The following is a 22,960-nucleotide window of genomic DNA, read 5'->3' on the forward strand; positions in this document are numbered from 1 at the left end:
CCTTGAAGTGAAAAGGATTTTATTCGCACCCTCAAAAGATCTAATTTTAGATATAGAAAAAAAATAGGGATTTAGATTTCATGAAGAATACCAAACTGTCATATTGATTAGTTTGGCATTCTTCCTTTATGTCGTGTAAATTTTTAGCTCAATAATTATTTCAAGCTTACTGTGGTCTAGCCACATCACCATTTAAATACTCAGGCAAATCTAAAACAGTCACGTCTAACTCTGCTAATGCTTCAGGGCGTGCCACCACCAAAGCGATATAACCGTTTTCGAATGGCGCACTATTGACGACTTGTACACTTTTATCGAGTTGTTCAGCTTCAGCAGGTACAGCACCTGTACCTTGAATTAAATGTAACCACGCTTTCGGTTTAGCTTTAAACCATAAACGTGCAATCACTTCCTGACCCAAGTAACAACCCTTGTCATAGTGAACGCCTTCACGTTGATGTAAACGAAGTTCTTGGGGTTGGAACACGTGTTCAATGGCTTGATCAATGTAAGCTTGACCATGTTGAATGGCCTGAACTTGCCAAGCGGCAATATCTGTTACTTCTGCTGAGAACGTTGTGGTGTCACCTTCAAGCGTAGGATAGACCTGACCTGCTTCTTCAAGTTTCATTTTGGAAAAAGCACCAAATTTTTTAATGTGTTTGGAAAATTCTTCAGCTTGATCTTGAGTGGTTACAATGACAAAGCTTTCAGGATTCAGCTTTGTTAGCCATAAACCAAAGTGAATTCGACCTTTTAAATCACAAATTGCTGTGTAGCGCGTGATATTTTCTTCAAGGCGCTCAACATGCAACGTCACTTGACCTTGTAAAAATTTTTGAGCATCCACGCCATTAAGCGTAAATGAGGAGAAAGATAAATTGTTCATTTTCTATGCTCGAATCTGAATCTAATACTAAAGAATTATCCCAATTTTCCACTATTTTTCAAAAAAAAGCACATAACTGCTTATTTATCTGCGTTATTTGAAACAAAATATTTCAAAAACCCTATTTTTTGTACCTAAGTGGATGAAATATATAAGATTTGGGAAATGGACTTTCAGCAGTGTACTATGCCATCACAAATGATGAAGTCTCATCAACAACAAAATGTTTAGAAAGTTTAGAAAAAAGATGCTCAAGGCAAGGCAGGAACGCGATGAATAACAACTACCGTAAACCACTGCAAGGTACCCAGCTTGAATATTTTGACGTGCGTCAAGCCGTTGAAGATATTGAGCCAGGCGCATATGCAAAATTACCTTACACATCGAAAGTACTTGCAGAACAACTGGTACGTCGTTGTGATCCAGCAATTTTAGAGCAATCTTTAAAAGAGTTGATTTACCGTAAACAAGATCATGATTTTCCTTGGTATCCTGCACGTGTCGTGTGTCATGACATTTTAGGCCAAACGGCTCTTGTCGATCTCGCAGGCTTGCGTGATGCGATTGCTGATCAAGGGGGGGATCCATCTAAAGTCAACCCTGTTGTACCGACACAGCTGATTGTCGATCATTCTTTAGCAGTGGAATATGGTGGTTTCGACCCTGATGCATTTGAGAAAAACCGTGCAGTGGAAGATCGTCGTAATGAAGATCGTTTCCATTTTATTGAGTGGACCAAAACGGCATTTGAAAATGTTGATGTGATTCCTGCGGGTAATGGCATCATGCATCAAATCAACTTGGAGAAAATGTCTCCAGTGATTCAAAACCGTGGTGGCGTGGCTTTCCCTGATACGTGTGTGGGAACAGACTCTCATACACCGCATACGGATGCTTTGGGCGTGATCTCGATTGGTGTCGGTGGTTTAGAAGCTGAAAATGTCATGCTTGGTCGTGCATCTTGGATGCGTTTACCTGACATTATTGGTGTAGAGCTTGTTGGTCAGCGTAAGCCGGGCATTACTGCAACTGATATCGTATTGGCTTTGACGGAATTCTTGCGTAAAGAGCGTGTGGTTGGCGCATATTTAGAGTTCTTTGGTGAAGGTGCAGACACCATGTCGATTGGTGACCGTGCGACCATCTCAAACATGACCCCTGAATATGGTGCAACGGCTGCGATGTTCTATATCGACCAAAACACCATTGATTATTTAACGTTGACAGGTCGTGAGCCTGAACAGGTTAAACTTGTTGAAAACTATGCCAAAGAAATTGGTCTTTGGGCAAGTGACATGACTAAAGCTGAGTACCCACGTGTACTCCGTTTTGATTTATCTACAGTCACTCGTAATATTGCAGGGCCATCAAACCCACATGCACGCGTATCAACAAGTGATTTAAAAGCCCAAGGCATCGCAGGCAATTTAGAAGCAGCACGTGCGCAAGAAGCAGAAGGCTTAATGCCTGATGGTGCAATCATCATCGCTGCAATTACATCATGTACCAATACATCAAACCCACGTAATACAGTGGCAGCAGGCTTGCTTGCTCGTAAAGCAAATGAGTTAGGCTTAGTGCGTAAGCCGTGGGTGAAATCATCTTTTGCACCGGGTTCTAAAGCCGCAGCATTGTATTTAGAAGAAGCAGGTGTACTCGGTGATTTAGAAAAACTCGGTTTTGGTATCGTGGCGTATGCATGTACCACATGTAACGGGATGTCAGGTGCGTTAGATCCAAAAATCCAACAAGAAATTATCGACCGTGACCTATACGCAACGGCGGTTTTATCGGGTAACCGTAACTTTGATGGTCGTATTCATCCTTATGCAAAACAAGCGTTCTTGGCATCTCCTCCATTGGTTGTGGCATATGCAATTGCAGGAACCATCCGCTTTGACATTGAAACGGATGCTTTAGGTCATGATAAAGATGGCAACCCAATTTACCTCAAAGACATTTGGCCATCTGACGAAGAAATTGATGCTTTGGTAAAAGTTGCGGTTAAACCTGAGCAATTTAAGAAAGTGTATATCCCAATGTTTGATTTGGGTGAAAAGGTTCAAGCGGCAAGCCCATTGTATGACTGGCGTCCGCAAAGTACGTATATCCGTCGTCCGCCATATTGGGAAGGTGCACTTGCTGCACCACGCACTTTAGCCAATATGCGTCCGCTTGCGATTTTAGGCGATAACATCACTACGGATCATTTATCACCATCGAATGCAATTATGATGGATTCGGCAGCAGGTGAATATCTACATAAAATGGGCGTGCCTGAGGAAGACTTTAACTCATACGCAACGCACCGTGGTGACCATTTAACCGCGCAACGTGCGACCTTTGCCAATCCGAAATTGTATAACGAAATGGTAGTGCGTTCGGACGGTACAATTAAGCAAGGGTCTAAAGCACGTGTAGAGCCTGAAGGCGAAGTGATGCGTATGTGGGAAGCGATTGAAACCTACATGAACCGTAAACAGCCTTTGATCATTGTTGCAGGTAAAGACTACGGTCAAGGTTCTAGTCGTGACTGGGCTGCGAAAGGTGTACGCCTTGCAGGTGTAGAAGCCATTGTGGCGGAAGGTTTTGAGCGTATTCACCGTACTAACTTGGTCGGTATGGGGGTGTTACCGCTTGAGTTTAAGGCAGGAACTGACCGTAAAACTTTAGGTTTGGATGGTACTGAGCTGTATAGCGTGATTGGGAATATTGCACCTCGTTCGACTTTGACTTTAGTTATTGAGCGCTCAACGGCGGATGGTAAAAATCAAACGATTGAAGTGCCTGTGACCTGTCGTTTAGATACCGAAGAAGAAGTGTCTGTGTATGAAGCGGGTGGGGTATTGCAACGCTTTGCACAAGATTTCTTGGAAGGGAATGTTTGATTGGTATTTGATTGAATTTGAATAAAAAAGAGCCCATATTGTATGGGCTCTTTTGTTTGGATTTAGAAATGTCGAAGTTAATTAAAAACCTCTATGCTATTGGTACTAGAGGAGGGGCTTTTGGAAAAGTCTTTAAAGCTAAAAAGAATAAAAATAGTAAATATGTTTTAAATATTAGAAGGGGGGCTTATGCTTTAAATCCTACAAACTATGCCATTAATAAAGTTGAGTTAGATACTTTGGAAGAGGTATATGAAGTTTTAAAGCAAGAGCAACATGTTATTAATGTTACTGATGATAGTGGAAATAGGGCTTTACTTAATTTTAAATCAATCAAAGTAGAATATTTTTGAAAGATAAGCAGATATGTAATGGAAAATGACAATGTCTTTATTAAGAGAAATTCAAAATGATGCAGTAAATACAGATGTCAAAGTTTCTGATTTATTGAGGAAATGTAAGATTCTTTCCTATCGTTTAGGTAATGATAGTTTTAAAAAATGGGTGGAATCAGAATTAAATGGATATCCAGATGAAGAGGTACTACCTCTTTATAGAGTATTACAAGTAGCTTCTAAGGGAAACTTTGTAGGAAGTTTTGGTTCAAGTCTATCTAATGCAGACATGCCAATGCACGGGCTTCCTGAAAAATTAAAAGATGACCTTTTAAGAGCTCAATTTAATCAACCAATTGCCACGGTAGAAGGTTTTATCAATGATGGAGAGGGGTATCTTACGCAAAGTTGGAATCCTATAATTTTGGCTAAATATGGCTCAAATATGTATACAAATTTAAATTGTATACAGGCTTGGAAAATAATTTCTATCGCTTCAGTGATAGGTATTGTTGATACTGTAAAAACTAGAATTTTGAATTTTGCTCTTGAAATCGAAGCGATCAATCCTGAAGCAGGCGAAGCTTCATTAATCTCGAATCCAATCTCTCAAGATAAAATTAGCCAAATTTTTAATATTAATATTTCAGGAAGTGTTGGCAATTTAGCTTCAGGGAATCATCAAAGTACTATTCATCAGGCAACAAGTAGTTCACAAATTCCTTCAGATTTTATTGAACTTCTAAGGAGTTTAAAGAAATCTGATCTTGAGGAGGAAATTGTATTAGAACTTGAAAAGAGAATTGAATCTTTAGGTAATTCTGTTGGGAAAGAAGAATATAATGAGAATTATAAGGATTTAATGGCTTTTGCATCCAATCATGTCACGGTGTTAACATTTCTAGCAACATATATACCTATGCTTGTAGGGTATTTATAAGTTGCAAAAATGCCATCATCATCTGTTGAAATGGACAATAAAAAGTCATTCATTCTCCGTTATAGTGATCTCACCATTTCTAAAATTATACGGAGAACAAAAATGGTTACAGCTGGCTCTAAACCGGGAACAGGTTTCTATTTTTGCGTTCAATGTGGGCATCGTGCTTACTTAGAAATTGGTACTGATCGTTTACCACCGTGTACCAAATGCTTAAGCAATCAATTTAAAAAATAATTCGCTCAAGCAAACACACTAAAACAGACACCACTGTTTTAAACAAAAGCCCTATTACACCATAGGGCTTTTTTGTTACCTTAAGAAAATTAAAAACATATAAATAAAAAGGTTTGCTATGGAAACAATACTCGGTTTATGTCTTGGTATAGGATTGAGTGCTGCATGTGGCTTCCGCGTATTTGTTCCCTTATTGGTGATGAGTATTGCCGCTATTATGGGCATTTTTGAACCCATCAAAGGTTTTGAATGGTTGGCGATGCCATCAGTCTGTATTGCACTCGGTTTTGCCACACTGTGTGAAATAGGTGCTTATTACATCCCATGGGTAGATAACTTACTTGATACCATCGCAACACCTGCCGCGATAGTGGCTGGAACATTGACGACCATGGCTGTAAGCTCTGGTGAAATGTCGCAATTTGCAAGTTGGGCTGCTGCAATCATCGTTGGTGGTGGAACAGCAGGAGCGGTGCAACTTGGGACAGTGGCAGCACGGGGTGTATCGACCGCAACCACGGGTGGCGTGGCAAATCCTGTGGTATCTACAGGTGAGTGGGTCAGCGCATTGGTGATTTCCGTATTGTCATTCTTTATACCCGTATTGGTGGTGATCGTTTTACTAATTGGTGTGGTTTGGGCAGTACGTTGGTTCAAAAAGAAAAAGCAGCGTCAAGCTGATGCTCAGTAAATTTATAAAAGAAGTATTAAAAATACTCGGATAAAGAATGAAAAATATATTGGCATTTTTTCAAGTTTTAATTGGGCTTTACTTTTTGGGTGATCTGATTAGACAGAATCCAAAGATTGATGGGTTTTTACAAAATATTGAAAAAAAATTTTCAAATTGGAATCACAAGCTCAAAGATTCAAATGCAAAATCAGGCTTATTTTTGTTGAAGAAGATTCATGGTTACTTATCTATAATTTTTATCATTATATTTCTCGTTATCCAAAAATTATGGCCTTCACAAATTTATTTGCTTCATCTTCTGTCCGCTGCATTCGTTGCTTGTATATTTGTTTGGTTGTCTTTGACCTGGACAATTGACCATAAAAACATGATCCTTTCGATGGCAAAGCAAGTTGCTTTTTTAAGTGTAACGCCTTTTATTGCAGGAATAATGGACCATCTTTTTTCATTAAATTTTACAGCAATATTTGTTCAGATATACAACACGCTCGCACAGACACTGCATTTGGAACCGAGCGGGATGCATCATCCAATTATTATGGGGCTTGTAGGTAGTCTTATTTTGACAAGCTTATTTGTCATCTATTACATAATAATGTGGGTGATTTCGCTACCAACACTACTGATTTTTCTATTATTTATGCTGAGTGCTCAGAGAATTGCCAAATTAATTAACAGTATTGCGCCTAAACAGCCTTTAATGGGTTTAGCTGTTATATTGTTTATCATTCTGACGTTTGTTCAAGCAAATATCTAAATTATTCAATGGATGAATTGAATTTACAGATTTCTGAACAAACTATATCTTTGATTTTTAAGTGAGATTGTTTAAATATTTAAAAAATACGATCAATTTTACAGCTATTTTAGCTCAGCATTGGTCTAAAGCTTGCTTTAGATTTATAGCACTTAAGCTCATTGAAGACTGAAATAAACTTATAGGATCACCCTGTGAATACAGTACAAGAAAAATCCCGCGCAAAACTTCCTTTTAAAGTCCACATGATGGCAGGCTGGCCGTTGTTACTACTGATTATTGGTGGTGCTGTGGGTGGTGCACTCGGTGCAATTGCTTATACAATTAACCTCAAAATTTACAAATCTGAATTATCTCAACTACAAAAAGTACTCGCTAATCTTATGTGTGGCATGTTTGCCATGATGTTGTGGTGGAGCATTGCATCTTGGATTCAAGCCAGTCTCTAAAATGGAAGGTCAACTTGAATTTTAATTGCAATATTTAGCTAAAAATCGCTAAAAAAAGTGTATCAATGAGCCTATTTGGGAAAAAATATTATATTTATAAGGTGACATGAAATATTTTTTTATTCGATGCTGAAATTCGTTAATCTTAGGAAATTAATCCCGACACTGTCTCGCTATTATATATCTCAAGGGTGTGACGGGATCGAAAAGAGTAGATTGCTACCAGTTGCGTACAGCGTGCGTGTAGTACTTACCCAAAAGGTCTTGATTCGGCTTAGGACGCTATAAACCAGAAATTTATAGGCAATAGGGTTATAACTTACAAAGTTATAATAGTTGAAGTAAACAACATGTTTTCCCTGACACCCTCAAAATTCTATTAAAAAAATTATAATTCTCAATTCTCAATTCTCAATTCTCAATTCTCAATTCTCAATTCTCAAATCGTTCATCTTATAAATTGACACTGTGTTGATCAGTTGCTATTTTTCCGCATCCCAAAGAAATGCTTTATTCACATGCCTTTAGACGATAATTTTGTATATATGCCACCTCAAGGTCCACTTAACATCGTCTATGAAGATGATGATTTGGTGGTCATTGATAAACCAGCAGGATTATTGTCTGTGCCAGGACGCTTGCCTGAGCATCATGACAGTGCGTATTTAAGAGTGATAGCTCAATATCCAAATGCAAAAATTACCCATCGTCTAGATATGGCAACCTCTGGAATTTTGATGTTTGCAAAACATCGCGATGCTGAAGTGGCTGTGAGCAAAATGTTCCAAGCGCGCACCGTGAAAAAAAATTATGTGGCATTGGTGCAAGGTAAAATTGCACAACAGGGACAAGTAGACTTGCCTTTAATTACGGACTGGGAAAACAGACCGAAACAAATCGTTCATTTTGAACTTGGAAAACCGGCCTTAACACTGTTTGAATTGGTCGCTTATGATGCACATCTAGATGTTAGTCGTGTGTTGTTGACGCCAATTACGGGGCGTTCACATCAATTACGCGTACATATGCAAGCCATAGGTCATCCGATCACAGGTGATAAACTCTATCATCCAAACCCTAAACTCAGTGATTTAGGGCGTATGGCTTTGCATGCAAGTTATTTAGAGTTTCAACAACCGTTGAGTGGTTTTGAAATTAAAATTGTGAGTGAAGTTCCATTTTGAATGAAACGCTTCAAGCAGAATATGTAATGTGAGTGCCTTAATAAAATTTAGCAATTAGGATCATATAAGTTTAAGAACAATTTCTAATGAATTCTTCTCCAAAATGAAATAAATATAGGCTACTGTAGGATACTGTATACGCAATAACCACAATAAGGATGAACGTATGAGCCGTGATTTAGAACAGTTTCCAAATGATGATAATGGCGATGTACTGTGGCAAATGTTCCAGGATGGAGATGATTTAAGCGAGCCGCATGAGATTGAGTACTCCATTGCTTTTAGCTCTAAAGAAAAAGCTGAAAAATGTGCCTTGTTCTTGCTTCAGGAAGAACAAAAGATCAGTTTATTCATTGATGAAGAGTCTGAGTCCGCAGAATGGATTATCACGATTTATGTGTACATGGAGCCAGAATACTCAGATATTGTGGATTTGGAAGAGTGGTTTACCAAAATAGCCAATGACTATGACGGTGAGTACGACGGATGGGGATGTATGGCATATGTATATGATGATGAAGATATAGAAGATGAGTTTCAAAGCTAAATAAGGCTAGAGCCAATAAAAGAATCTAAGTGATTGAACTTAGGTTTTTTTATTTAAACCTTACAAAATTTAAGGTTTTTTTCTATTCACGACATGAAAGTGGTATATTGAGCAAAATTTTTTTAATTTTTTGGATTTTTTATGTCTTTGCCAAATTGCCCAAAATGTTCCTCTGAATATACTTATGAAGATGGGGACCTCTTGATCTGCCCAGAATGTTCACATGAATGGAAAGAAGGAGAGACACTTGAAGAAGTGGTTCAGATCAAAGATGCAAATGGCAATCTTCTTGCAGATGGCGATACCGTAACGGTTATCAAAGATTTAAAAATTAAAGGTTCATCATCCGTAATCAAAGTCGGTACTAAAGCCAAAAGTATTCGTTTGTTACCAGATGCAACGGATGGTCATGATATTGATTGTAAAGTAGATGGTTTTGGCGCAATGAAACTTAAGTCCGAATATGTAAAGAAAGCATAAGCTTTTATAATGGCTTCAGTGAAACTGGGGCCAATTTTTTTATGTGATAATAACTCGTCGTTGGTTTTCTGATCATAATGATAAGTTTTAATAAATAATGGTTGTTTTTTATCAATTTAAATTGAATTTCAGATACAAATTAGAATAAAAATTTCTTTGCTTGGCACAAAATAACATTACAGTTTTTTCTTTAAAAGTGTTAACTTTATCACACTAATAACAATAAGGTCACATCATGTCTATTCAGATTGAGGGTAATGTTGTTGCTGCTCATGAAGTATTAGCGCAATTAAAAGAATGGGATTCAGCATTAGTGGGTAATAATGTTGATGCGTTAATCGAAAAATGTGCGCAAAATGTAAGTATGTTTGATGTCAGCACCCAACTTGAGGGAGCTGAAGCTTATCGAAAAGAATGGCAAAAATTTAGCCCCTATTTCTTCGATGGAATGCAAATCACTCGCCGTGATGTAAAAGTGCATGCGAGTGATCATTTGGTTGTATTACATTGTCACTCTAAAGTGGAACATAAAGCCTTAAAAGGTCAGCTGCAAATGCCTTGGTGTCGTACAACATTATGTCTACAAAAAACCAATGAACAATGGGTGATGGTACACCAACATATTTCTATGCCTGTAGACTTAGCAACGGGAAAGGCTATCATCTTGAAGGATAAATCTAAATTACGGCTGGTGGTTTAGCCAATTATTTTACATTCAAATGAGCCTTAACAATGTTATCTTTCATGAATGAGTTAAATTTTGGAGACACATCATGGGATTTCATGATTTATATCGTTTAAGTTCTCATGCGGTGATCACCAATACTGAGGGGCAAGTTTTATTACTGAAAGCAAACTATGCCAATTACAGTTGGGGATTGCCTGGTGGTGGTTTAGATCAAGGTGAAACCATACATCAAGCTTTGCTCAGAGAGTGTAAAGAAGAAATAGGTTGTGATGTAAGCATTCAGTATTTATCTGGAGTCTACTATCACGCACATGTAAACTCACATACCTTTATCTTTAGATGCATGATTCAAAATAACGCCCAAATTCAACTCTCTAAGGAACATACGGAATATGCATGGTTTAGTCCAGAGCAACTGTCTGATGTTCAACGCATTCGCGTTCAAGACTGTCTGAATTTTCAAGGTGAAGTTCGGAGTTATTCATTCTAGAATTTAGAAATTAGACAGTTGGCATAATGTTTTGAAAATGATTGAGCTTAGCAATGATTTCATCTACTTGTTTCAGACGTTTCACCTCATCCCATAACAGTTTTGCTTCAGGATAATGTTTAGACATCATACCTAGCCATTGCTTATAACGTCCGACCATATTCATTTCTTTTTTATAAGAACCATTTAAGAAGCGAATTTGGAGTGTAATTAAATCACTCCATTGTAATATCGCTTCGTCTTTATTTTGTCGGATGCATTGTGTGACATCGGGTGTTGTCACTGCTGCACGACCAATCATTAGATCTTCACAACCTGACTCTATTAAACACTGGCGCGCATCTTGGTTATTCCAGATTTCACCATTGGCTATCACATTAATGCTAAGCGCATGACGAATGGGTTGAAGTTGATCCCAAAAAGCGGGTGGGGTATAACCATCTGCTTTAGTGCGTGCATGAACGGTCACCCAAGCTGCACCTGCATCTTCTATAGCATGTGCATTTTCGAGGGTGAAGTTACGATCCAGATAACCTAAACGCATTTTTGCTGAAACTGGTATTTCAGCAGGCACTGCATCACGTACAGCTTTAACCAATTGATACACTGTTTCTGGCTCATCCAATAATACTGAACCACCTCGATGTCGGTTAACTGTTTTAGCTGGACAGCCAAAATTCATATCAATTGCAGGTGCACCTAACTCCACCGCTCGAACGGCATTGGCAGCCAACATGGTTGGATTATTCCCTAAAAATTGAACATGAACGGGTGTTCCTGCTGCTGTTTTGCCATCGTTCAATAATTCGGGACAGTAAGAATGATAGATATGATCTGGAAGGACAGAATCAGTGACACGGATAAACTCAGTTACACACCAGTCGAAGCTGCCGACATGTGTGAGAACATCACGCATGATGGGATCAGTTAAACCTTCCATGGGTGCTAAAACGAGTTTCACTTGGTCACCTGAATATGGGAAAAACGGTGTTATACGGTGTTTTGTATAGCTTGTCTAGTCAGAAATTTCACACAAAAAAAAGCCCAAACGTATGTTTGGGCTATTCGCTTCCAATTATTGATATTTAGCCCATTGTAGGTCTGCATTTTTAATGGCGATGAAATCATTTGCATTCACATCGTCAACTTTATTTAAATTTTTATATTCATTTTTGGGAATATAAATATTTGTACCAGCACCCATTGTATTGTGTTGTTGAACACTAGTATACGGTGGGACACCTTGAGAACTGATATTACCAAAGATTCCATTTTTTTCACCGATACCACATGCTGCACTACCTTCAACATTACTTCTTGCTAATACGTCACCATAAATTTGTGCACATGCACCAATACGCACAACTTGATTAGACATCAAGGCAACTAAACCAAGTTCTAACTTTGTTATTTCTTTATTATCAATAGTCACTGTATCAAGCGTACCGTTAGGTAATCTATTGGTATTTTTATACATCGTATTCGCATCTTGGCACAAATTCACTGGCGTCAAGAATTTGTTCGATAAAGTTGCAGGTGTTGTTGCAGGTGGACTAACACTAAACTTAGTATTAGACGTAGTGCCTAAGTTACGTGAACAAATTAAGGCATCTGTTGCATTTGGATTTCGCGTAATATTACGAGGCGAATAAATACGGGGAGACATCGCAATCGCATCAATATCACCTTCAGCAAGGAAAGTATTGGTGAATACAGAATCAGTACTATCTGCCGCAAGATTCGCTTTACCAGAAATAATTAATTTACCTTCGAAATACAGAATACCTGGAGCAAAACTTGCGTTATCGAATGTAGATGTATCCATTGAGCGAATATACCAAGTGTTTGGTAATGTATAGTCATAATCTTTAGGCCAGCCAAATATATAACGATCTTTACCATCAAGACCATTGAAGTCTAAGCTGACCCGTGGAAGATATCCAATAATTTGACTCGTACAATAACCGCTCTTATGCTCAGTACGTAGCCCTGAACTATTGGTCATGACCTGTTCTTCATGAATAGTTTCACAAATAGCACCGACATAATCTTTGCTATTCAAGGTGTATTTCCCTAAATAGAAACCTCGTGAGCCTGAGTTGGAGCTCTCAGGGTCAATTTTCATGATTTGAGTTTTATTGCCTGAAACATCTACAGCAAACTGTTTGTGAATATTATTAGTAGCGTCATACTCATACATGTAAGTGATTTTAGAGCTCTCATTGCGAAGATGATTTAAATATACGCGAGCAGCACCATATTCACGTACGAAAATATAGTTTGCATCACTTCGATATTGACGAACATCGACTCTGGTTTCAAACGTCATATTTTGAATTGCTTCTTGAATACTGGCTATGGTTTCAGAAACGTCATATTTAGGAATATCTGGAAAAGTACTGAGCTGAGGGATGCTTGTGAGTTTTTCATAAATTTTTCCACTAATTGCATTCGTAAATCCTTCAACTACACCATTCTGGTTTGAAGTACTAAAGTTGGCAAGATAGACATCACCTTTTACGTCTTCAGCAATAAGACCATCTAGTAAGCGTAATGGACCGTTAGAATACACATTTCCACCAATCCAACTCGTACTTAAGCGGACTCCAGCCTTGTACGCGCCAATCCCTTGTTTCGACTGATTGTGAGCATAGGCCGATTGTTCAATTTTGGAGAAGGTATCAAGGTCAATAAATTCTTTGGCTCTTACACTGCCCTTAACGTCACTACTAGAAATATTAACTTTCCCGCCTGATGTAATATCACCCGTAACAACACTAGTTCCGATCATTGTTACGTTGCCACCTGCCATGACATTTCCGTTGACTTTACTAGAAACGGAAATATTGACATTCCCTTGGTGTGTGGTGATAGAAGACACTTTAACATTCGTGCGTAGTGTTACATCTTTATTGGTATGTAAGTTTGCAGCGTAGCCTCCTTCTGTAAGACTAATATTTCCGTCAGTGGAAATATTTTGAGCTTTAGAACCAAGAGAAAGTGTGACATCACCAAGTGCTTTAATATTTTCTGCTTTGACATTGGTTAACAGTTTAACCCACTCACCAGATGAAATATTGCCAAAATTTCCGCCGTTAATAATGTGAACATAGCCCTCAGCATTGATGTTAATTACAGCCCCATTTCTTGTACCACAGGCATCAATTAAACAATCAATATAGACATTTCCACCTTTACCATCTTTGTCTTTCTTAACGTTAATAGTTAAGTTTTTGATATTTTGGATTTTGAAACCCGCTTGTAAGGACAGGCTGCCACCATCGACATTCAGTTCGACATATTCATCTGGTTTAGTTGGATCTTCGCCGGATATAGTAGTGCCAGACATAAATGTTTGACCAGTGAAATTAATAACACTCTTGTACTTAATCAGGTCTGCTGCAAGATCATAGATTGCTTGTATCGTAGTAGCTGATTGAGCTGACCCACTTTTTGACATAATATTTGCGATTACAATGCATTTGGTTCCAGTAGAACCATCTGGGTTATTGGTTAAACCATTGCAACCTTTTACATCTTTTACTTCAACCGTGACATAACGTTGGTTGGTATCATCATTTAAAAGCTGAATTTCACCTGTATTTAATAAGCTTTGGCGAAAGTCATTAATATCGGTATCCTTATATTTTTTTAATAAATATTCACGAAAGGCACTAACACCTGACCATCCCATGAGTTGTACGTTGGTTTGTGCATGCGCAGCTACATTTGCTTCTTTGTTGGAGATGAGTGATTTTGCAACAGTCGATGTTATGATCATCACTGTAAGCCCGATGAGCAAGACCAAAAGAATAGTGGCCATGCCTTGCTGCTTTCTTAAACTATTCATCTTTAATCTCGCTCTTAAAGGTTAACAATGTTATTCAGACAAACAGTATTACTCACTGTTTGACCAATGTTTGAATTTTGCATTTCATCTGCATCTGCGTATTGACGATTAGCAGTAATCGTCAGTTGGCGCGTACCTTTGGAGTTGTTTTTATCAATTCCAAAAGGTGTACAATTTCCCGGTGTTAATACAAAGTTAAAAACGGTGCCTGTTTCTAAGGTCTTAAAGGAAACAATATGCTGTTTTTCATCAGGTTGGCTAAAAGTTTCAATATTTAATACTGCTTCAGAACCACAGTTATTCTTTTTAAGAAAGATTAAGCGATATGTATCACCTTCTTTTTCTTGAGTTAATGCTTCACAGTTGTAACTAATCGTTGTATTTGCAGACATTAAGCTTGTTACAGGATCTGGATTCATTCGCCAGAAAACAGCAGGTAAATTTTGAGTGTCCACTCCTACAGCAATATCTGATGTTTTTCCTGAACCATAGCCTGCATTTTGAACGAGCTTCTGTGCAACTGATAATGCTGTTCGTATTTGAGCATCGTATTCCGAATCACGAGAAGAACTAATACCAATTTGAGTCGTTTGTTTAAAAAGCATGAGCATCATGATCATACATAGCATGGCTATGACCAAGCCAACCATCAATTCAACGAGTGTAAATCCTTTTTGACTCATGATTTATCTCCCGACTCGATAACAATCTAAACCATCTATACTGCCTTCAGCACAGGTTTTGGCATGAGATTCATTAGTGCTGGCGGCTAATACAGGCCATGTAATTTTTGTGCCCGCGACACCGCTCGTTTCACTCATATTTTCAGAATTCAAATTGCAATAAATGTAGTAGGTATTGCCATTTAACGTGAATGATTTACTCACGGCAGGTTGGTTATTGAACGAAGCGCAAACATCAGTTGAGTCATTTGATATAGTGATGGTTTGTAAACGATTTTGCAGTTCGTTTATCACTATATTGTCAATATTCATGTATCGTTGCGTGTTCAACATTTTACTGATTGCTAAACCGCTACCAAAAACAATAATTGAGAATATAAGTAAACCAACAAGTGACTCCAACAATGTGAAACCACGTTGATTAGTTGATTTGAATTTCTGCACTTTCATTATTCTTCTCAACTATAATGGTTAAATTTAAATTTGAATTACACGTAGCCGATGGTGAACTTGCAGCGACTAACATCCCATTCGAGTTAAAAGATAGACAATAAAACTCTGTATTGTTTACTTTGAAAAATACATTCGATGCATAGGGGATTTTTTGAAGGATGTAGTTTTGGTCAGGTGTGTTACTGTCACTCGTTGAACACGCATCAGTATTGTCCTTAGCAACACGAATGACTCTAATTTCTTGATGGGTTTTATCTATACAAACAGATGCTGCTGCAAGTGAAGACTCTTGATTATTCGTGTTTCGAATTGCTGCAGAACGGGCTTGATAAGTCGCATTTTTAATAGCTGCTAGCGCTCCATCAACATGACTTTGATCTACCCAAGCTCTGGTTAAAGAAGTACCTACAAATAACAAAATAGCCAGTACAACGATCGTAATCATTAGTTCGATCAGCGTGAAACCAAGTTGTTTTCTATAACCAGTATTTTGCATATTATTTCACCCAGTCAGTATATGAACCACAACCGGACACGGTACGAGTTCCATCATTTTTGAGTGTTAATGTACAACCTAAAACTCTTGCTTCAGCTCCAATTGCCTGAACCGCATAATTCACACCATCTGATGAAGTGTACGTAAAATTAAATGAATCAGAACTCGGATTCCAAGTTGTAAATTTAGTTTTTACTGCATTGGTATTTGACAAGGTTTCTTTAGGGTAGTTTAGTGTTCTTTGATATGCATTTTCAGCACCTAATGAAAGTGCGATTAAATTGGACTGTGCTTCTTTGATTTTGGCTTTGGTGACGTAGTTTTGATAACTAGGTACTGCAATTGCGGCCAAGATTGCAACAATAATGATGACGATCATTAATTCGATTAAGGTAAAACCTTTTTGCAATTTCATACATACCCCAAAATAATCATCAAAAATATCCATTTACTAACTGTAACATTAGTTACTAACCTAAATAATAACAACTTATAGGAGATTAATGGGGGCTATTAAGCGATGAATAGATTATTAATATTAATTAATTAAATAATTCAAATAATATTAACTATTATTTATTAAATCATCATGAAGGCTTAATGTGGTTTTTTTATTTTAAGTAATTGATTTTAATTGATATTTTTGATATAAAATTTTATTTATACTTAAAATTTATTTACCTATATTTTAAATGTATTTAAAATATATAAAATTTAATATGATGTGATATTTATTTAATTATTATTATTTATTGTGATTTAAATCACACAATGGTTATTTTCCTAGAATCATTTCTAATACAAATTTTGATCCAATAAAGCCTATTGCAAGTAAAATAAAACCAATAATGGTAAAGCGTCTCGCTTTTTGACCGCGCCAACCAAAACGATAATGTCCAAATAAAAGTGCACCGTAAACAAACCAAGAGACAATACTAAACGCTGTTTTATGTGCCAAATGTTGTGCAAAAAAATCATCAATTGTAAAAAAACCGAAGATAAGTGCAGTACTTAATAAAATGAAACCTGTAACAAGCATATCGAATAACAAAGATTCCATTGCTTGATAGGAGGGTAATAGATTTACCCAAACACGATGTTTCTGTTTGTTTTTTAACTCACGATCTTGTAACCACAACAAAACTGCGTGAATTGTTGCCATTAATAGCACTGCATAAGCTGAGAGTGACAAAATAATATGGACATCAAGTCCAAGCGTGTTCTGTTTAAGTGTAAGTATAGGTTGGCTCAGGGAATAGCCTAAAATTAAACCCAATGCAGCTACTGGTATGCCAATCAGATTCAGCGCAAGTACAGGTCGATAAGTGCTATAAAGCAGGCTCAATAACAGCATGAGTGCTGAAGTAAATGAAAGGAGATTAAAAACATTATAGTTAATGCCGAAAGGCGTTTTCATATCTATCAATAAGACGACAGCATGCAAGATCAAGCCTAATCCAGCTACGAGACTGATAAACCAATGATTAGGGACACGTTTAGTCATTAAATGGGTAAATAAATACCAAAAGGCAGTGGTATAAGCGATCAATGCTAAAATTGTGTAAACCAAAGGGAGGCTAATCATGTCAAACCTTTTTATGGATGCTGAATATTCATCTAATAAGATATAAATTCCAAACGAACTACAGTATCCTATAGCATCTTATGCATAAATTTTCTATTTTAAGAAAGATTTTTTTGCAACAACCATTTTAAGCGGATTTTGCAATGTTTGATACCTTAACAGAACGACTCACGCAGAGTTTAAGAAATGTTACTGGCTCTGGGCAACTGACCGAAGACAATATTAAAGATACGTTACGTGAAGTGCGTATGGCACTTCTTGAAGCCGATGTTGCACTTCCTGTAACTCGTGAATTTATCGCGAAAGTTAAGGAAGAGGCATTAGGTCAAGAGGTGATGTCACAGTTATCTCCAGGCCAAGCATTCGTCAAAATTGTTCATGATGAACTCACCAAAATGATGGGTGAGGCAAATGAAAGTCTTGATCTTGCTGCAAAGCCTCCCGTTGTTGTTTTATTGGCTGGTTTACAAGGTGCAGGTAAAACGACGACTGCTGCAAAATTAGCTCGTTTTTTACAAGAGCGTCAAAAGAAAAAAGTCGCAATGGTTTCTGCCGACGTCTATCGTCCTGCGGCGATTAAGCAGCTCCAGACTGTAGCAGGTGAAGTCGGCGCGATTTTCTTTGAATCAAGTGCTGATGAAAAGCCAATTACGATTGCAAACCGAGCAATTGAACAAGCCAAAATTCAATTTGCGGATGTATTGATTGTCGATACTGCAGGTCGTTTACATATCGATGACGATATGATGGGCGAAATTAAAGAATTGCATGCAGCGATTAATCCAACAGAAACACTGTTCGTTGTAGATGCAATGACCGGTCAGGATGCTGCAAATACAGCAAAAGCATTCAATGATGCATTGCCTTTAACCGGTGTGATTCTTACAAAAACTGATGGTGATGCGCGTGGTGGTGCGGCACTTTCTGTTCGTGCAATTACTGGTAAGCCTATTAAATTCTTGGGGATGGGGGAGAAACTCGATGCCCTTGAACCATTCCATCCTGAGCGTGTAGCACAACGTATCTTAGGTATGGGTGATGTTCTTTCTTTGGTCGAAGAGCTTGAACGTAAAGTCGACAAAGAAAAAGCTGAAAAAATGGCGAAAAAACTGCAAAAAGGCGGCAGCTTCAACTTTGAAGATATGCTGATGCAGTTTGAACAAATGAATAAAATGGGCGGTATGATGGGCTTCTTAGACAAGTTGCCTGGCATGAGTAACTCAGGAATTCAGGATGCGATTGCTCAAGCAAATCCTGAAAAGCAAGTGAAGAAAATGGAAGCGATTATTCAATCGATGACCATCAAAGAGCGTCGCAATCCTGACTTGATGAATCCAAGCCGTAAAAAACGTATCGCAGCAGGTTGTGGTATGGATGTAGCTGAAGTCAATAAGCTGATCAAACAACATGCCCAAATGGCAAAAATGATGAAAAAATTTGCGAATCCATCGGGTATGGCGAAAATGATGAAATCATTAAGCGGTATGCAAAAGAAATTTGGTGGCGGCGGTGGCGTTGGTCCGTTATTTGGTGGAAAAGATCCAAAATAACTCCCAAAATTTAAAAAGGCGCTGTGGCGCCTTTTTTCATGCTACATAATTTTGCAAACTTACTATTTAGTTTAAAAAATAATCAATTCATGATGTTGAGAATACAGTCAAGAGTGCAAGAAAATGACACAGGTTTATGTTGTGCATGGATATACGGCAAGCCCTGAAGAAAATTGGTTTCCATGGATACAACAACAAGCTGATCAGTATGGTATTCCATTAAAAGTATTGAGATTAGATCCTTCTGAGACGCCACAATTAGGAACGTGGGAACAACAAATGAAAGAGCAAATAGCTCAAATTGATGATCAAACAATTTTTGTTGCTCACAGTCTCGGGTGTATTGCAACTTTACATTACTTAAGCCAAGTGCTTTTAAACCAAAAAATCAAAAAATTAATTCTAGTTGCTGGTTTCAATGGACGTTTAGGGCGGCTTGAGCAAGTCAATCCATTTATTGATGCTGCTGATATAGATTTTGAACTCATTCGTGACCAAGTTCATGATCGCGTGGTCATTTATTCTGAAGGTGATGAGCGCGTTCTGCCTAAATTTAGTTTCCAGCAAGCTGAAAGTATTGATGCACATGTCGTTGCTGCTGAACATCAAGGCCATTTTATTGATTCAGAAGGTTGTACGGCATTGCCTGAGGTCTGGGCTGAGATTATTCGAGATTAATTCAGAAGCTATAAGCTCTCACTGACGTGTTTAACGTGATGTCACCCACATATTGATTTCTGCTCTAAAGACAAGCGCTTGGTTTTGATCATGGACTTCGACACACGCTACAAATCTATTTGGTATGGATTGTCCCGCTTGAATTGGCGTCAGAGGATAAGCAACTGCTGTTAAATCGGTCGTTGCTTTTTTAATATAGTTGACTTGCATACCGTCGGGTATCCATCGATGACTTGGTGGAAGAGTGACTTCTGTCATTAGACCACCAGTAAGCTCTGCCAAATTACACAATGCAATCGCATGTACAGTATCAAGGTGATTTAAAATCCTTTTTTCTTTAGACATCTGGACCTGACAAAAATCTGGTCTCAATTCAATAATTTTCGTGCGAATCGATTTGAAATAAGGTGCTTTGAGTTGAATCATTTGATTGAAAAGCACTTTCCCTAAGGGAAGTTTCTTCGCAATATTCCAAACATTTAACGTCCTGTTATTCATGTTGTTCAGCCTACTTTTATATTTTGGATGTGTGTACTGATACTGAGTGAATAATTTTTTGTTTTAAGAGACACTCAGTTCAGCAGACCTGATGACCAAGTTATGTTTTTTTTTGCGCGACAGCAAGATAGCGTTGTAAGCCTTTTAATAATAAATCGGTTTCAATTTTTGGGTCATAAGATTGTAAATATTGAGCAAAAAGTGCTGCATCTCCACCTGTAAGGATTAATTTTCTTGGAGATGTTGTTAAAACTTTTTCGATCATACTGACCAATCCCAATAAAATACCATGATGAACAGCATCCATTGTATTTTGCCCAGGACTTAACTCATCAAATGCAGCATCAGGGATTTTGATCCCTTTGGTATTTTGAATAAGTGAGTCTCGTTGTAGATAGAGATTTGGTACGATATATCCCCCTAAATGTGTAAATCCATCTGCTAAATCAATTGTTAAGGCCGTTCCGCAACTAATCACGCAATATTTCTCTTGAGGATCGGTGACGACCGCTAGAACTTGTAGCCAACGATCGATACCCAATTGATTCGGTTCTGTATATCCACATTGGAGTCCTGCATATTCTTGATGAACTTTAGCAACGACAATTGGGATATCCAGCAGTTTTAAAATTTTGAGTATACGATCGTTATTTTTCTTGTCTTGAACAGATGAGATACCGACTTCTGATAGGTTTTGAGATTTAAAGTGTTGGATGAGACCCAACATTAAGTCCGCAGGAGATTGTAGATGAAGCTCCGCCACATGCTCCAAGATTTGCTCACCTTCCGTGATCCAATATTTTAAACGCGTATTGCCTATATCTAACCAAAGACGTTTCATCATGTATTCGCTGACCTATCTTTTCTTTATTTTTTTAAGCGTAAACGCCCTTGATACAAACCGATTAAACCTTGTTCAGTCAAAATATTAATTCGACCATCATCTCCAATACCTTTAAAGATACCTTGTACCGTTTTATTCACTTGCTCAAACTCTACAGTCTGATTCATAAAAGCAGCATAGTGATTGAAACGTCCCGAGAGGTTATAACTTCCATGCTCAAACCATTGTCCAGCTTGCATGATTGCGAGATAAAGCTCTGAAATAATCTTAATTCGATTTGGATGAGCTAAACCCAATTGCATGATTGATGTGGTTTGCTGTTCGATTGCTGCATCAGAAACAGGCAATAAATTAATACCAACACCAACAATCGCCTGATGTGGGGTTACAGGCTCTACCAAAATGCCACCCCATTTGCCTTGCGCACTATAAAGGTCATTTGGCCATTTGATTTGTAAATGATCCAATGACTTAAATGAAGGAATTTGCAAAATATTAAGTGCAATCTCAAGGGATAGTCGACCATCTAAGGGTGTTTTGGTTTCTAGCAATGTGCTTAAATAAATATTCCCGACTGGGGAAACCCATTGTCGTTGATGTTGTCCACGTCCCTGAGTTTGAGTCTCACTGCATACAAGAATACCCTGTACACCTTTTTTGATGAGTGCGCGTACTTCATCATTGGTTGAAGTGGTGCTCTTTTTTAACAGTAAAACTTCTGGAAGTTGTTGAGCTTCAGTTAAAAGCTGACTGAGGTGGCGAGTCTCTAAATCCATGTTGAATCTGAGAAGAGTAAAAGATTTATGGAGTTAATCATATATTTAGCTATTGGTGCAATCGCTGGTTTTACTGCAGGGTTGTTTGGCGTGGGCGGTGGATTAATCATCGTACCCATTTTATTTATTGTATTTACCCAAATGGGTTATGACCCAACTGTCATTATGCACATGGCGCTTGGAACATCATTAGCTACGATTGTGGTCACATCGATTAGCTCAGTTATGGCACATCATAAAAAAGGTGCAGTGCTATGGTCAGTATTTAAAAATTTAGCGCCAGGTTTGGTACTGGGTTCATTTTTTGGTGCTGGATTGGCCAGTATTATCTCTGGACCAATGCTGCAATTGATTATCGGTTGTTTCGCAATTTGGGTTGCATACCGTATGTTCCGTGGTGCTAATGTGGTGGTCGATCAATCTAAGCAACTACCATCTGTGCCTGCTCAATTGGCTGCGGGAAGTGGAATTGGGGTGGCTTCAGCAATTTTTGGGATCGGTGGAGGAAGTTTAACCGTACCTTATTTAAATCATCATGGGGTGGTGATGCAAAAAGCTGTTGCAACATCTGCTGCATGTGGACTGCCGATTGCTTTAGCAGGTGCATTTGGATTTATGTTCTACGGACAAAAAGCACCTGCTGAAATCGAAAATGCCATTGGATATGTTCATGTTTATGCATTCATTGGCATTAGTGTAATGAGTTTTATCACCGCAAAAGTAGGAGCAAAAGTTGCACATAAACTGTCAGCAGCCATGTTGAAAAAATGTTTTGCAGCTTTGCTTACAACTGTAGGGATTTATTTTATTTATCAAGGCGTATTTTGAGAAAAATATGCCAAATCATTCTCGAAAATAATGATGTGTATTGACCTAAAAATTTGATAAATTGTCAGACAAAGACATAGCCAGTATGATGCTATTGGTATAAAAACAATAAAATAGCATCATGCTTTATGAAGTATGAGT

Annotated in this window: 26 protein-coding genes; 15 read left to right on the forward strand and 11 right to left on the reverse strand. The window is 38.0% G+C overall.

Going from position 1 to position 22,960, the window contains the following annotated elements; translation table 11 throughout:
* Positions 1-166 precede the first annotated feature (166 nt).
* Positions 167-889 (reverse strand): folate-binding protein YgfZ, encoded by a 723-nt coding sequence (locus tag FTV17_RS08905; RefSeq protein ID WP_179998985.1) that lies wholly within the window; start codon positions 887-889, stop codon positions 167-169.
* Between the two features lie 272 nt (positions 890-1,161).
* Between FTV17_RS08905 and acnD the strand changes: the two genes are divergently transcribed.
* From acnD to FTV17_RS08965, 12 genes are all read left to right on the forward strand, one after another.
* Entirely contained in the window at positions 1,162-3,777 is a 2,616-nt protein-coding gene (gene acnD / locus FTV17_RS08910) for a Fe/S-dependent 2-methylisocitrate dehydratase AcnD (protein ID WP_179998986.1), read from the forward strand.
* A gap of 68 nt (positions 3,778-3,845) precedes the next feature.
* Positions 3,846-4,130 (forward strand): hypothetical protein, encoded by a 285-nt coding sequence (locus FTV17_RS08915; RefSeq protein ID WP_179998987.1) that lies wholly within the window; start codon positions 3,846-3,848, stop codon positions 4,128-4,130.
* A 31-nt stretch (positions 4,131-4,161) separates the two neighbouring features.
* Positions 4,162-5,052, forward strand: coding sequence for a hypothetical protein (locus tag FTV17_RS08920; protein ID WP_179998988.1), 891 nt, complete (start codon positions 4,162-4,164; stop codon positions 5,050-5,052).
* 30 nt (positions 5,053-5,082) lie between these two features.
* Positions 5,083-5,289 (forward strand): zinc ribbon-containing protein, encoded by a 207-nt coding sequence (locus FTV17_RS08925; protein ID WP_257219919.1) that lies wholly within the window; start codon positions 5,083-5,085, stop codon positions 5,287-5,289.
* 118 nt (positions 5,290-5,407) lie between these two features.
* Entirely contained in the window at positions 5,408-5,980 is a 573-nt protein-coding gene (locus FTV17_RS08930) for a DUF4126 domain-containing protein (RefSeq protein WP_179998989.1), read from the forward strand.
* A gap of 37 nt (positions 5,981-6,017) precedes the next feature.
* Entirely contained in the window at positions 6,018-6,740 is a 723-nt protein-coding gene (locus FTV17_RS08935) for a hypothetical protein (RefSeq protein WP_179998990.1), read from the forward strand.
* A gap of 245 nt (positions 6,741-6,985) precedes the next feature.
* A complete protein-coding gene (locus FTV17_RS08940; protein ID WP_051586633.1) occupies positions 6,986-7,189 on the forward strand; it encodes a hypothetical protein in 204 nt (67 codons plus the stop codon).
* Positions 7,190-7,707: 518 nt separating this feature from the next.
* The gene (locus FTV17_RS08945; RefSeq protein ID WP_179998991.1) at positions 7,708-8,373 is read left to right on the forward strand and encodes an RluA family pseudouridine synthase; all 666 of its coding nucleotides are present in this window, start codon (positions 7,708-7,710) and stop codon (positions 8,371-8,373) included.
* 166 nt (positions 8,374-8,539) lie between these two features.
* Positions 8,540-8,920, forward strand: coding sequence for a ribonuclease E inhibitor RraB (locus tag FTV17_RS08950; protein WP_179998992.1), 381 nt, complete (start codon positions 8,540-8,542; stop codon positions 8,918-8,920).
* A gap of 141 nt (positions 8,921-9,061) precedes the next feature.
* The gene (locus FTV17_RS08955) at positions 9,062-9,400 is read left to right on the forward strand and encodes a zinc ribbon domain-containing protein YjdM (RefSeq protein WP_035269853.1); all 339 of its coding nucleotides are present in this window, start codon (positions 9,062-9,064) and stop codon (positions 9,398-9,400) included.
* A gap of 235 nt (positions 9,401-9,635) precedes the next feature.
* A complete protein-coding gene (locus FTV17_RS08960) occupies positions 9,636-10,100 on the forward strand; it encodes a nuclear transport factor 2 family protein (RefSeq protein WP_179998993.1) in 465 nt (154 codons plus the stop codon).
* A 73-nt stretch (positions 10,101-10,173) separates the two neighbouring features.
* A complete protein-coding gene (locus tag FTV17_RS08965) occupies positions 10,174-10,578 on the forward strand; it encodes an NUDIX hydrolase (RefSeq protein WP_179998994.1) in 405 nt (134 codons plus the stop codon).
* Positions 10,579-10,588: 10 nt separating this feature from the next.
* Here FTV17_RS08965 and FTV17_RS08970 read toward each other — a convergent pair whose 3' ends face one another.
* The 7 genes from FTV17_RS08970 to FTV17_RS09000 all read right to left on the reverse strand — a co-directional run bounded on the left by FTV17_RS08970 (position 10,589) and on the right by FTV17_RS09000 (position 17,645).
* Positions 10,589-11,539 carry a tRNA-dihydrouridine synthase gene (locus tag FTV17_RS08970; RefSeq protein ID WP_179998995.1) on the reverse strand — a complete coding sequence of 317 codons (951 nt, stop codon included), beginning with the start codon at positions 11,537-11,539 and terminating at the stop codon, positions 10,589-10,591.
* A 114-nt stretch (positions 11,540-11,653) separates the two neighbouring features.
* Positions 11,654-14,428 carry a polymer-forming cytoskeletal protein gene (locus FTV17_RS08975; RefSeq protein WP_179998996.1) on the reverse strand — a complete coding sequence of 925 codons (2,775 nt, stop codon included), beginning with the start codon at positions 14,426-14,428 and terminating at the stop codon, positions 11,654-11,656.
* Between the two features lie 14 nt (positions 14,429-14,442).
* Positions 14,443-15,111, reverse strand: coding sequence for a PilW family protein (locus FTV17_RS08980; RefSeq protein WP_179998997.1), 669 nt, complete (start codon positions 15,109-15,111; stop codon positions 14,443-14,445).
* A gap of 3 nt (positions 15,112-15,114) precedes the next feature.
* Complete coding sequence (locus FTV17_RS08985; protein ID WP_179998998.1) at positions 15,115-15,561, reverse strand: type II secretion system protein; 447 nt, start codon at positions 15,559-15,561, stop codon at positions 15,115-15,117.
* Entirely contained in the window at positions 15,533-16,060 is a 528-nt protein-coding gene (locus tag FTV17_RS08990; protein WP_179998999.1) for a Tfp pilus assembly protein FimT/FimU, read from the reverse strand. Before FTV17_RS08990 ends, FTV17_RS08985 begins: the two co-directional genes overlap by 29 nt.
* Before the next feature lies 1 nt (position 16,061).
* Complete coding sequence (locus FTV17_RS08995; RefSeq protein WP_179999000.1) at positions 16,062-16,475, reverse strand: type IV pilin protein; 414 nt, start codon at positions 16,473-16,475, stop codon at positions 16,062-16,064.
* 360 nt (positions 16,476-16,835) lie between these two features.
* Positions 16,836-17,645 (reverse strand): inner membrane protein YpjD, encoded by an 810-nt coding sequence (locus FTV17_RS09000; protein ID WP_179999001.1) that lies wholly within the window; start codon positions 17,643-17,645, stop codon positions 16,836-16,838.
* Between the two features lie 143 nt (positions 17,646-17,788).
* Between FTV17_RS09000 and ffh the strand changes: the two genes are divergently transcribed.
* Both ffh and FTV17_RS09010 read left to right on the forward strand, forming a co-directional pair.
* Positions 17,789-19,195 carry a signal recognition particle protein gene (ffh, locus tag FTV17_RS09005; protein WP_035269264.1) on the forward strand — a complete coding sequence of 469 codons (1,407 nt, stop codon included), beginning with the start codon at positions 17,789-17,791 and terminating at the stop codon, positions 19,193-19,195.
* 123 nt (positions 19,196-19,318) lie between these two features.
* Positions 19,319-19,873: an alpha/beta hydrolase gene (locus tag FTV17_RS09010; protein WP_179999002.1), complete on the forward strand. Its 555-nt coding sequence runs from the start codon at positions 19,319-19,321 to the stop codon at positions 19,871-19,873.
* 30 nt (positions 19,874-19,903) lie between these two features.
* Here the strand turns inward: FTV17_RS09010 and FTV17_RS09015 are convergent, their stop codons facing one another.
* From FTV17_RS09015 to FTV17_RS09025, 3 genes are all read right to left on the reverse strand, one after another.
* Positions 19,904-20,371, reverse strand: coding sequence for a hotdog fold domain-containing protein (locus FTV17_RS09015; RefSeq protein WP_179999003.1), 468 nt, complete (start codon positions 20,369-20,371; stop codon positions 19,904-19,906).
* Positions 20,372-20,471: 100 nt separating this feature from the next.
* Complete coding sequence (locus FTV17_RS09020; RefSeq protein WP_179999022.1) at positions 20,472-21,212, reverse strand: type III pantothenate kinase; 741 nt, start codon at positions 21,210-21,212, stop codon at positions 20,472-20,474.
* 26 nt (positions 21,213-21,238) lie between these two features.
* Positions 21,239-21,991, reverse strand: a complete 753-nt coding sequence (locus FTV17_RS09025; RefSeq protein ID WP_179999004.1) for a biotin--[acetyl-CoA-carboxylase] ligase — start codon at positions 21,989-21,991, stop codon at positions 21,239-21,241.
* A 27-nt stretch (positions 21,992-22,018) separates the two neighbouring features.
* Here FTV17_RS09025 and FTV17_RS09030 point away from each other — a divergent pair, with 27 nt between their 5' ends.
* Positions 22,019-22,819 (forward strand): sulfite exporter TauE/SafE family protein, encoded by an 801-nt coding sequence (locus FTV17_RS09030; RefSeq protein WP_035269256.1) that lies wholly within the window; start codon positions 22,019-22,021, stop codon positions 22,817-22,819.
* Positions 22,820-22,960: the final 141 nt, after the last annotated feature.

This window comes from Acinetobacter sp. YH12239 (assembly GCF_013417635.1).
In the GTDB taxonomy this organism is placed as follows: Bacteria; Pseudomonadota; Gammaproteobacteria; order Pseudomonadales; family Moraxellaceae; genus Acinetobacter.

What these genes read in the sequence shown, in the direction of transcription:
- FTV17_RS08960 (WP_179998993.1), top strand. Translation starts at nt 9,636, where the DNA reads ATGTCTATTCAGATTGAGGGTAATGTTGTTGCTGCTCATGAAGTATTA.
- acnD (WP_179998986.1), top strand. Translation starts at nt 1,162, where the DNA reads ATGAATAACAACTACCGTAAACCACTGCAAGGTACCCAGCTTGAATAT.
- FTV17_RS08965 (WP_179998994.1), top strand. Translation starts at nt 10,174, where the DNA reads ATGGGATTTCATGATTTATATCGTTTAAGTTCTCATGCGGTGATCACC.
- FTV17_RS08930 (WP_179998989.1), top strand. Translation starts at nt 5,408, where the DNA reads ATGGAAACAATACTCGGTTTATGTCTTGGTATAGGATTGAGTGCTGCA.
- FTV17_RS08950 (WP_179998992.1), top strand. Translation starts at nt 8,540, where the DNA reads ATGAGCCGTGATTTAGAACAGTTTCCAAATGATGATAATGGCGATGTA.
- FTV17_RS08940 (WP_051586633.1), top strand. Translation starts at nt 6,986, where the DNA reads ATGATGGCAGGCTGGCCGTTGTTACTACTGATTATTGGTGGTGCTGTG.
- FTV17_RS08925 (WP_257219919.1), top strand. Translation starts at nt 5,083, where the DNA reads ATGGACAATAAAAAGTCATTCATTCTCCGTTATAGTGATCTCACCATT.
- FTV17_RS08955 (WP_035269853.1), top strand. Translation starts at nt 9,062, where the DNA reads ATGTCTTTGCCAAATTGCCCAAAATGTTCCTCTGAATATACTTATGAA.
- FTV17_RS08935 (WP_179998990.1), top strand. Translation starts at nt 6,018, where the DNA reads ATGAAAAATATATTGGCATTTTTTCAAGTTTTAATTGGGCTTTACTTT.
- FTV17_RS08980 (WP_179998997.1), bottom strand. Translation starts at nt 15,111, where the DNA reads ATGAGTCAAAAAGGATTTACACTCGTTGAATTGATGGTTGGCTTGGTC.
- FTV17_RS09000 (WP_179999001.1), bottom strand. Translation starts at nt 17,645, where the DNA reads ATGATTAGCCTCCCTTTGGTTTACACAATTTTAGCATTGATCGCTTAT.
- FTV17_RS09010 (WP_179999002.1), top strand. Translation starts at nt 19,319, where the DNA reads ATGACACAGGTTTATGTTGTGCATGGATATACGGCAAGCCCTGAAGAA.
- ffh (WP_035269264.1), top strand. Translation starts at nt 17,789, where the DNA reads ATGTTTGATACCTTAACAGAACGACTCACGCAGAGTTTAAGAAATGTT.
- FTV17_RS08975 (WP_179998996.1), bottom strand. Translation starts at nt 14,428, where the DNA reads ATGAATAGTTTAAGAAAGCAGCAAGGCATGGCCACTATTCTTTTGGTC.
- FTV17_RS08920 (WP_179998988.1), top strand. Translation starts at nt 4,162, where the DNA reads ATGTCTTTATTAAGAGAAATTCAAAATGATGCAGTAAATACAGATGTC.
- FTV17_RS09020 (WP_179999022.1), bottom strand. Translation starts at nt 21,212, where the DNA reads ATGAAACGTCTTTGGTTAGATATAGGCAATACGCGTTTAAAATATTGG.
- FTV17_RS09015 (WP_179999003.1), bottom strand. Translation starts at nt 20,371, where the DNA reads ATGAATAACAGGACGTTAAATGTTTGGAATATTGCGAAGAAACTTCCC.
- FTV17_RS08990 (WP_179998999.1), bottom strand. Translation starts at nt 16,060, where the DNA reads ATGCAAAATACTGGTTATAGAAAACAACTTGGTTTCACGCTGATCGAA.
- FTV17_RS08915 (WP_179998987.1), top strand. Translation starts at nt 3,846, where the DNA reads ATGTCGAAGTTAATTAAAAACCTCTATGCTATTGGTACTAGAGGAGGG.
- FTV17_RS08995 (WP_179999000.1), bottom strand. Translation starts at nt 16,475, where the DNA reads ATGAAATTGCAAAAAGGTTTTACCTTAATCGAATTAATGATCGTCATC.
- FTV17_RS09025 (WP_179999004.1), bottom strand. Translation starts at nt 21,991, where the DNA reads ATGGATTTAGAGACTCGCCACCTCAGTCAGCTTTTAACTGAAGCTCAA.
- FTV17_RS08905 (WP_179998985.1), bottom strand. Translation starts at nt 889, where the DNA reads ATGAACAATTTATCTTTCTCCTCATTTACGCTTAATGGCGTGGATGCT.
- FTV17_RS08985 (WP_179998998.1), bottom strand. Translation starts at nt 15,561, where the DNA reads ATGAAAGTGCAGAAATTCAAATCAACTAATCAACGTGGTTTCACATTG.
- FTV17_RS09030 (WP_035269256.1), top strand. Translation starts at nt 22,019, where the DNA reads ATGGAGTTAATCATATATTTAGCTATTGGTGCAATCGCTGGTTTTACT.
- FTV17_RS08945 (WP_179998991.1), top strand. Translation starts at nt 7,708, where the DNA reads ATGCCTTTAGACGATAATTTTGTATATATGCCACCTCAAGGTCCACTT.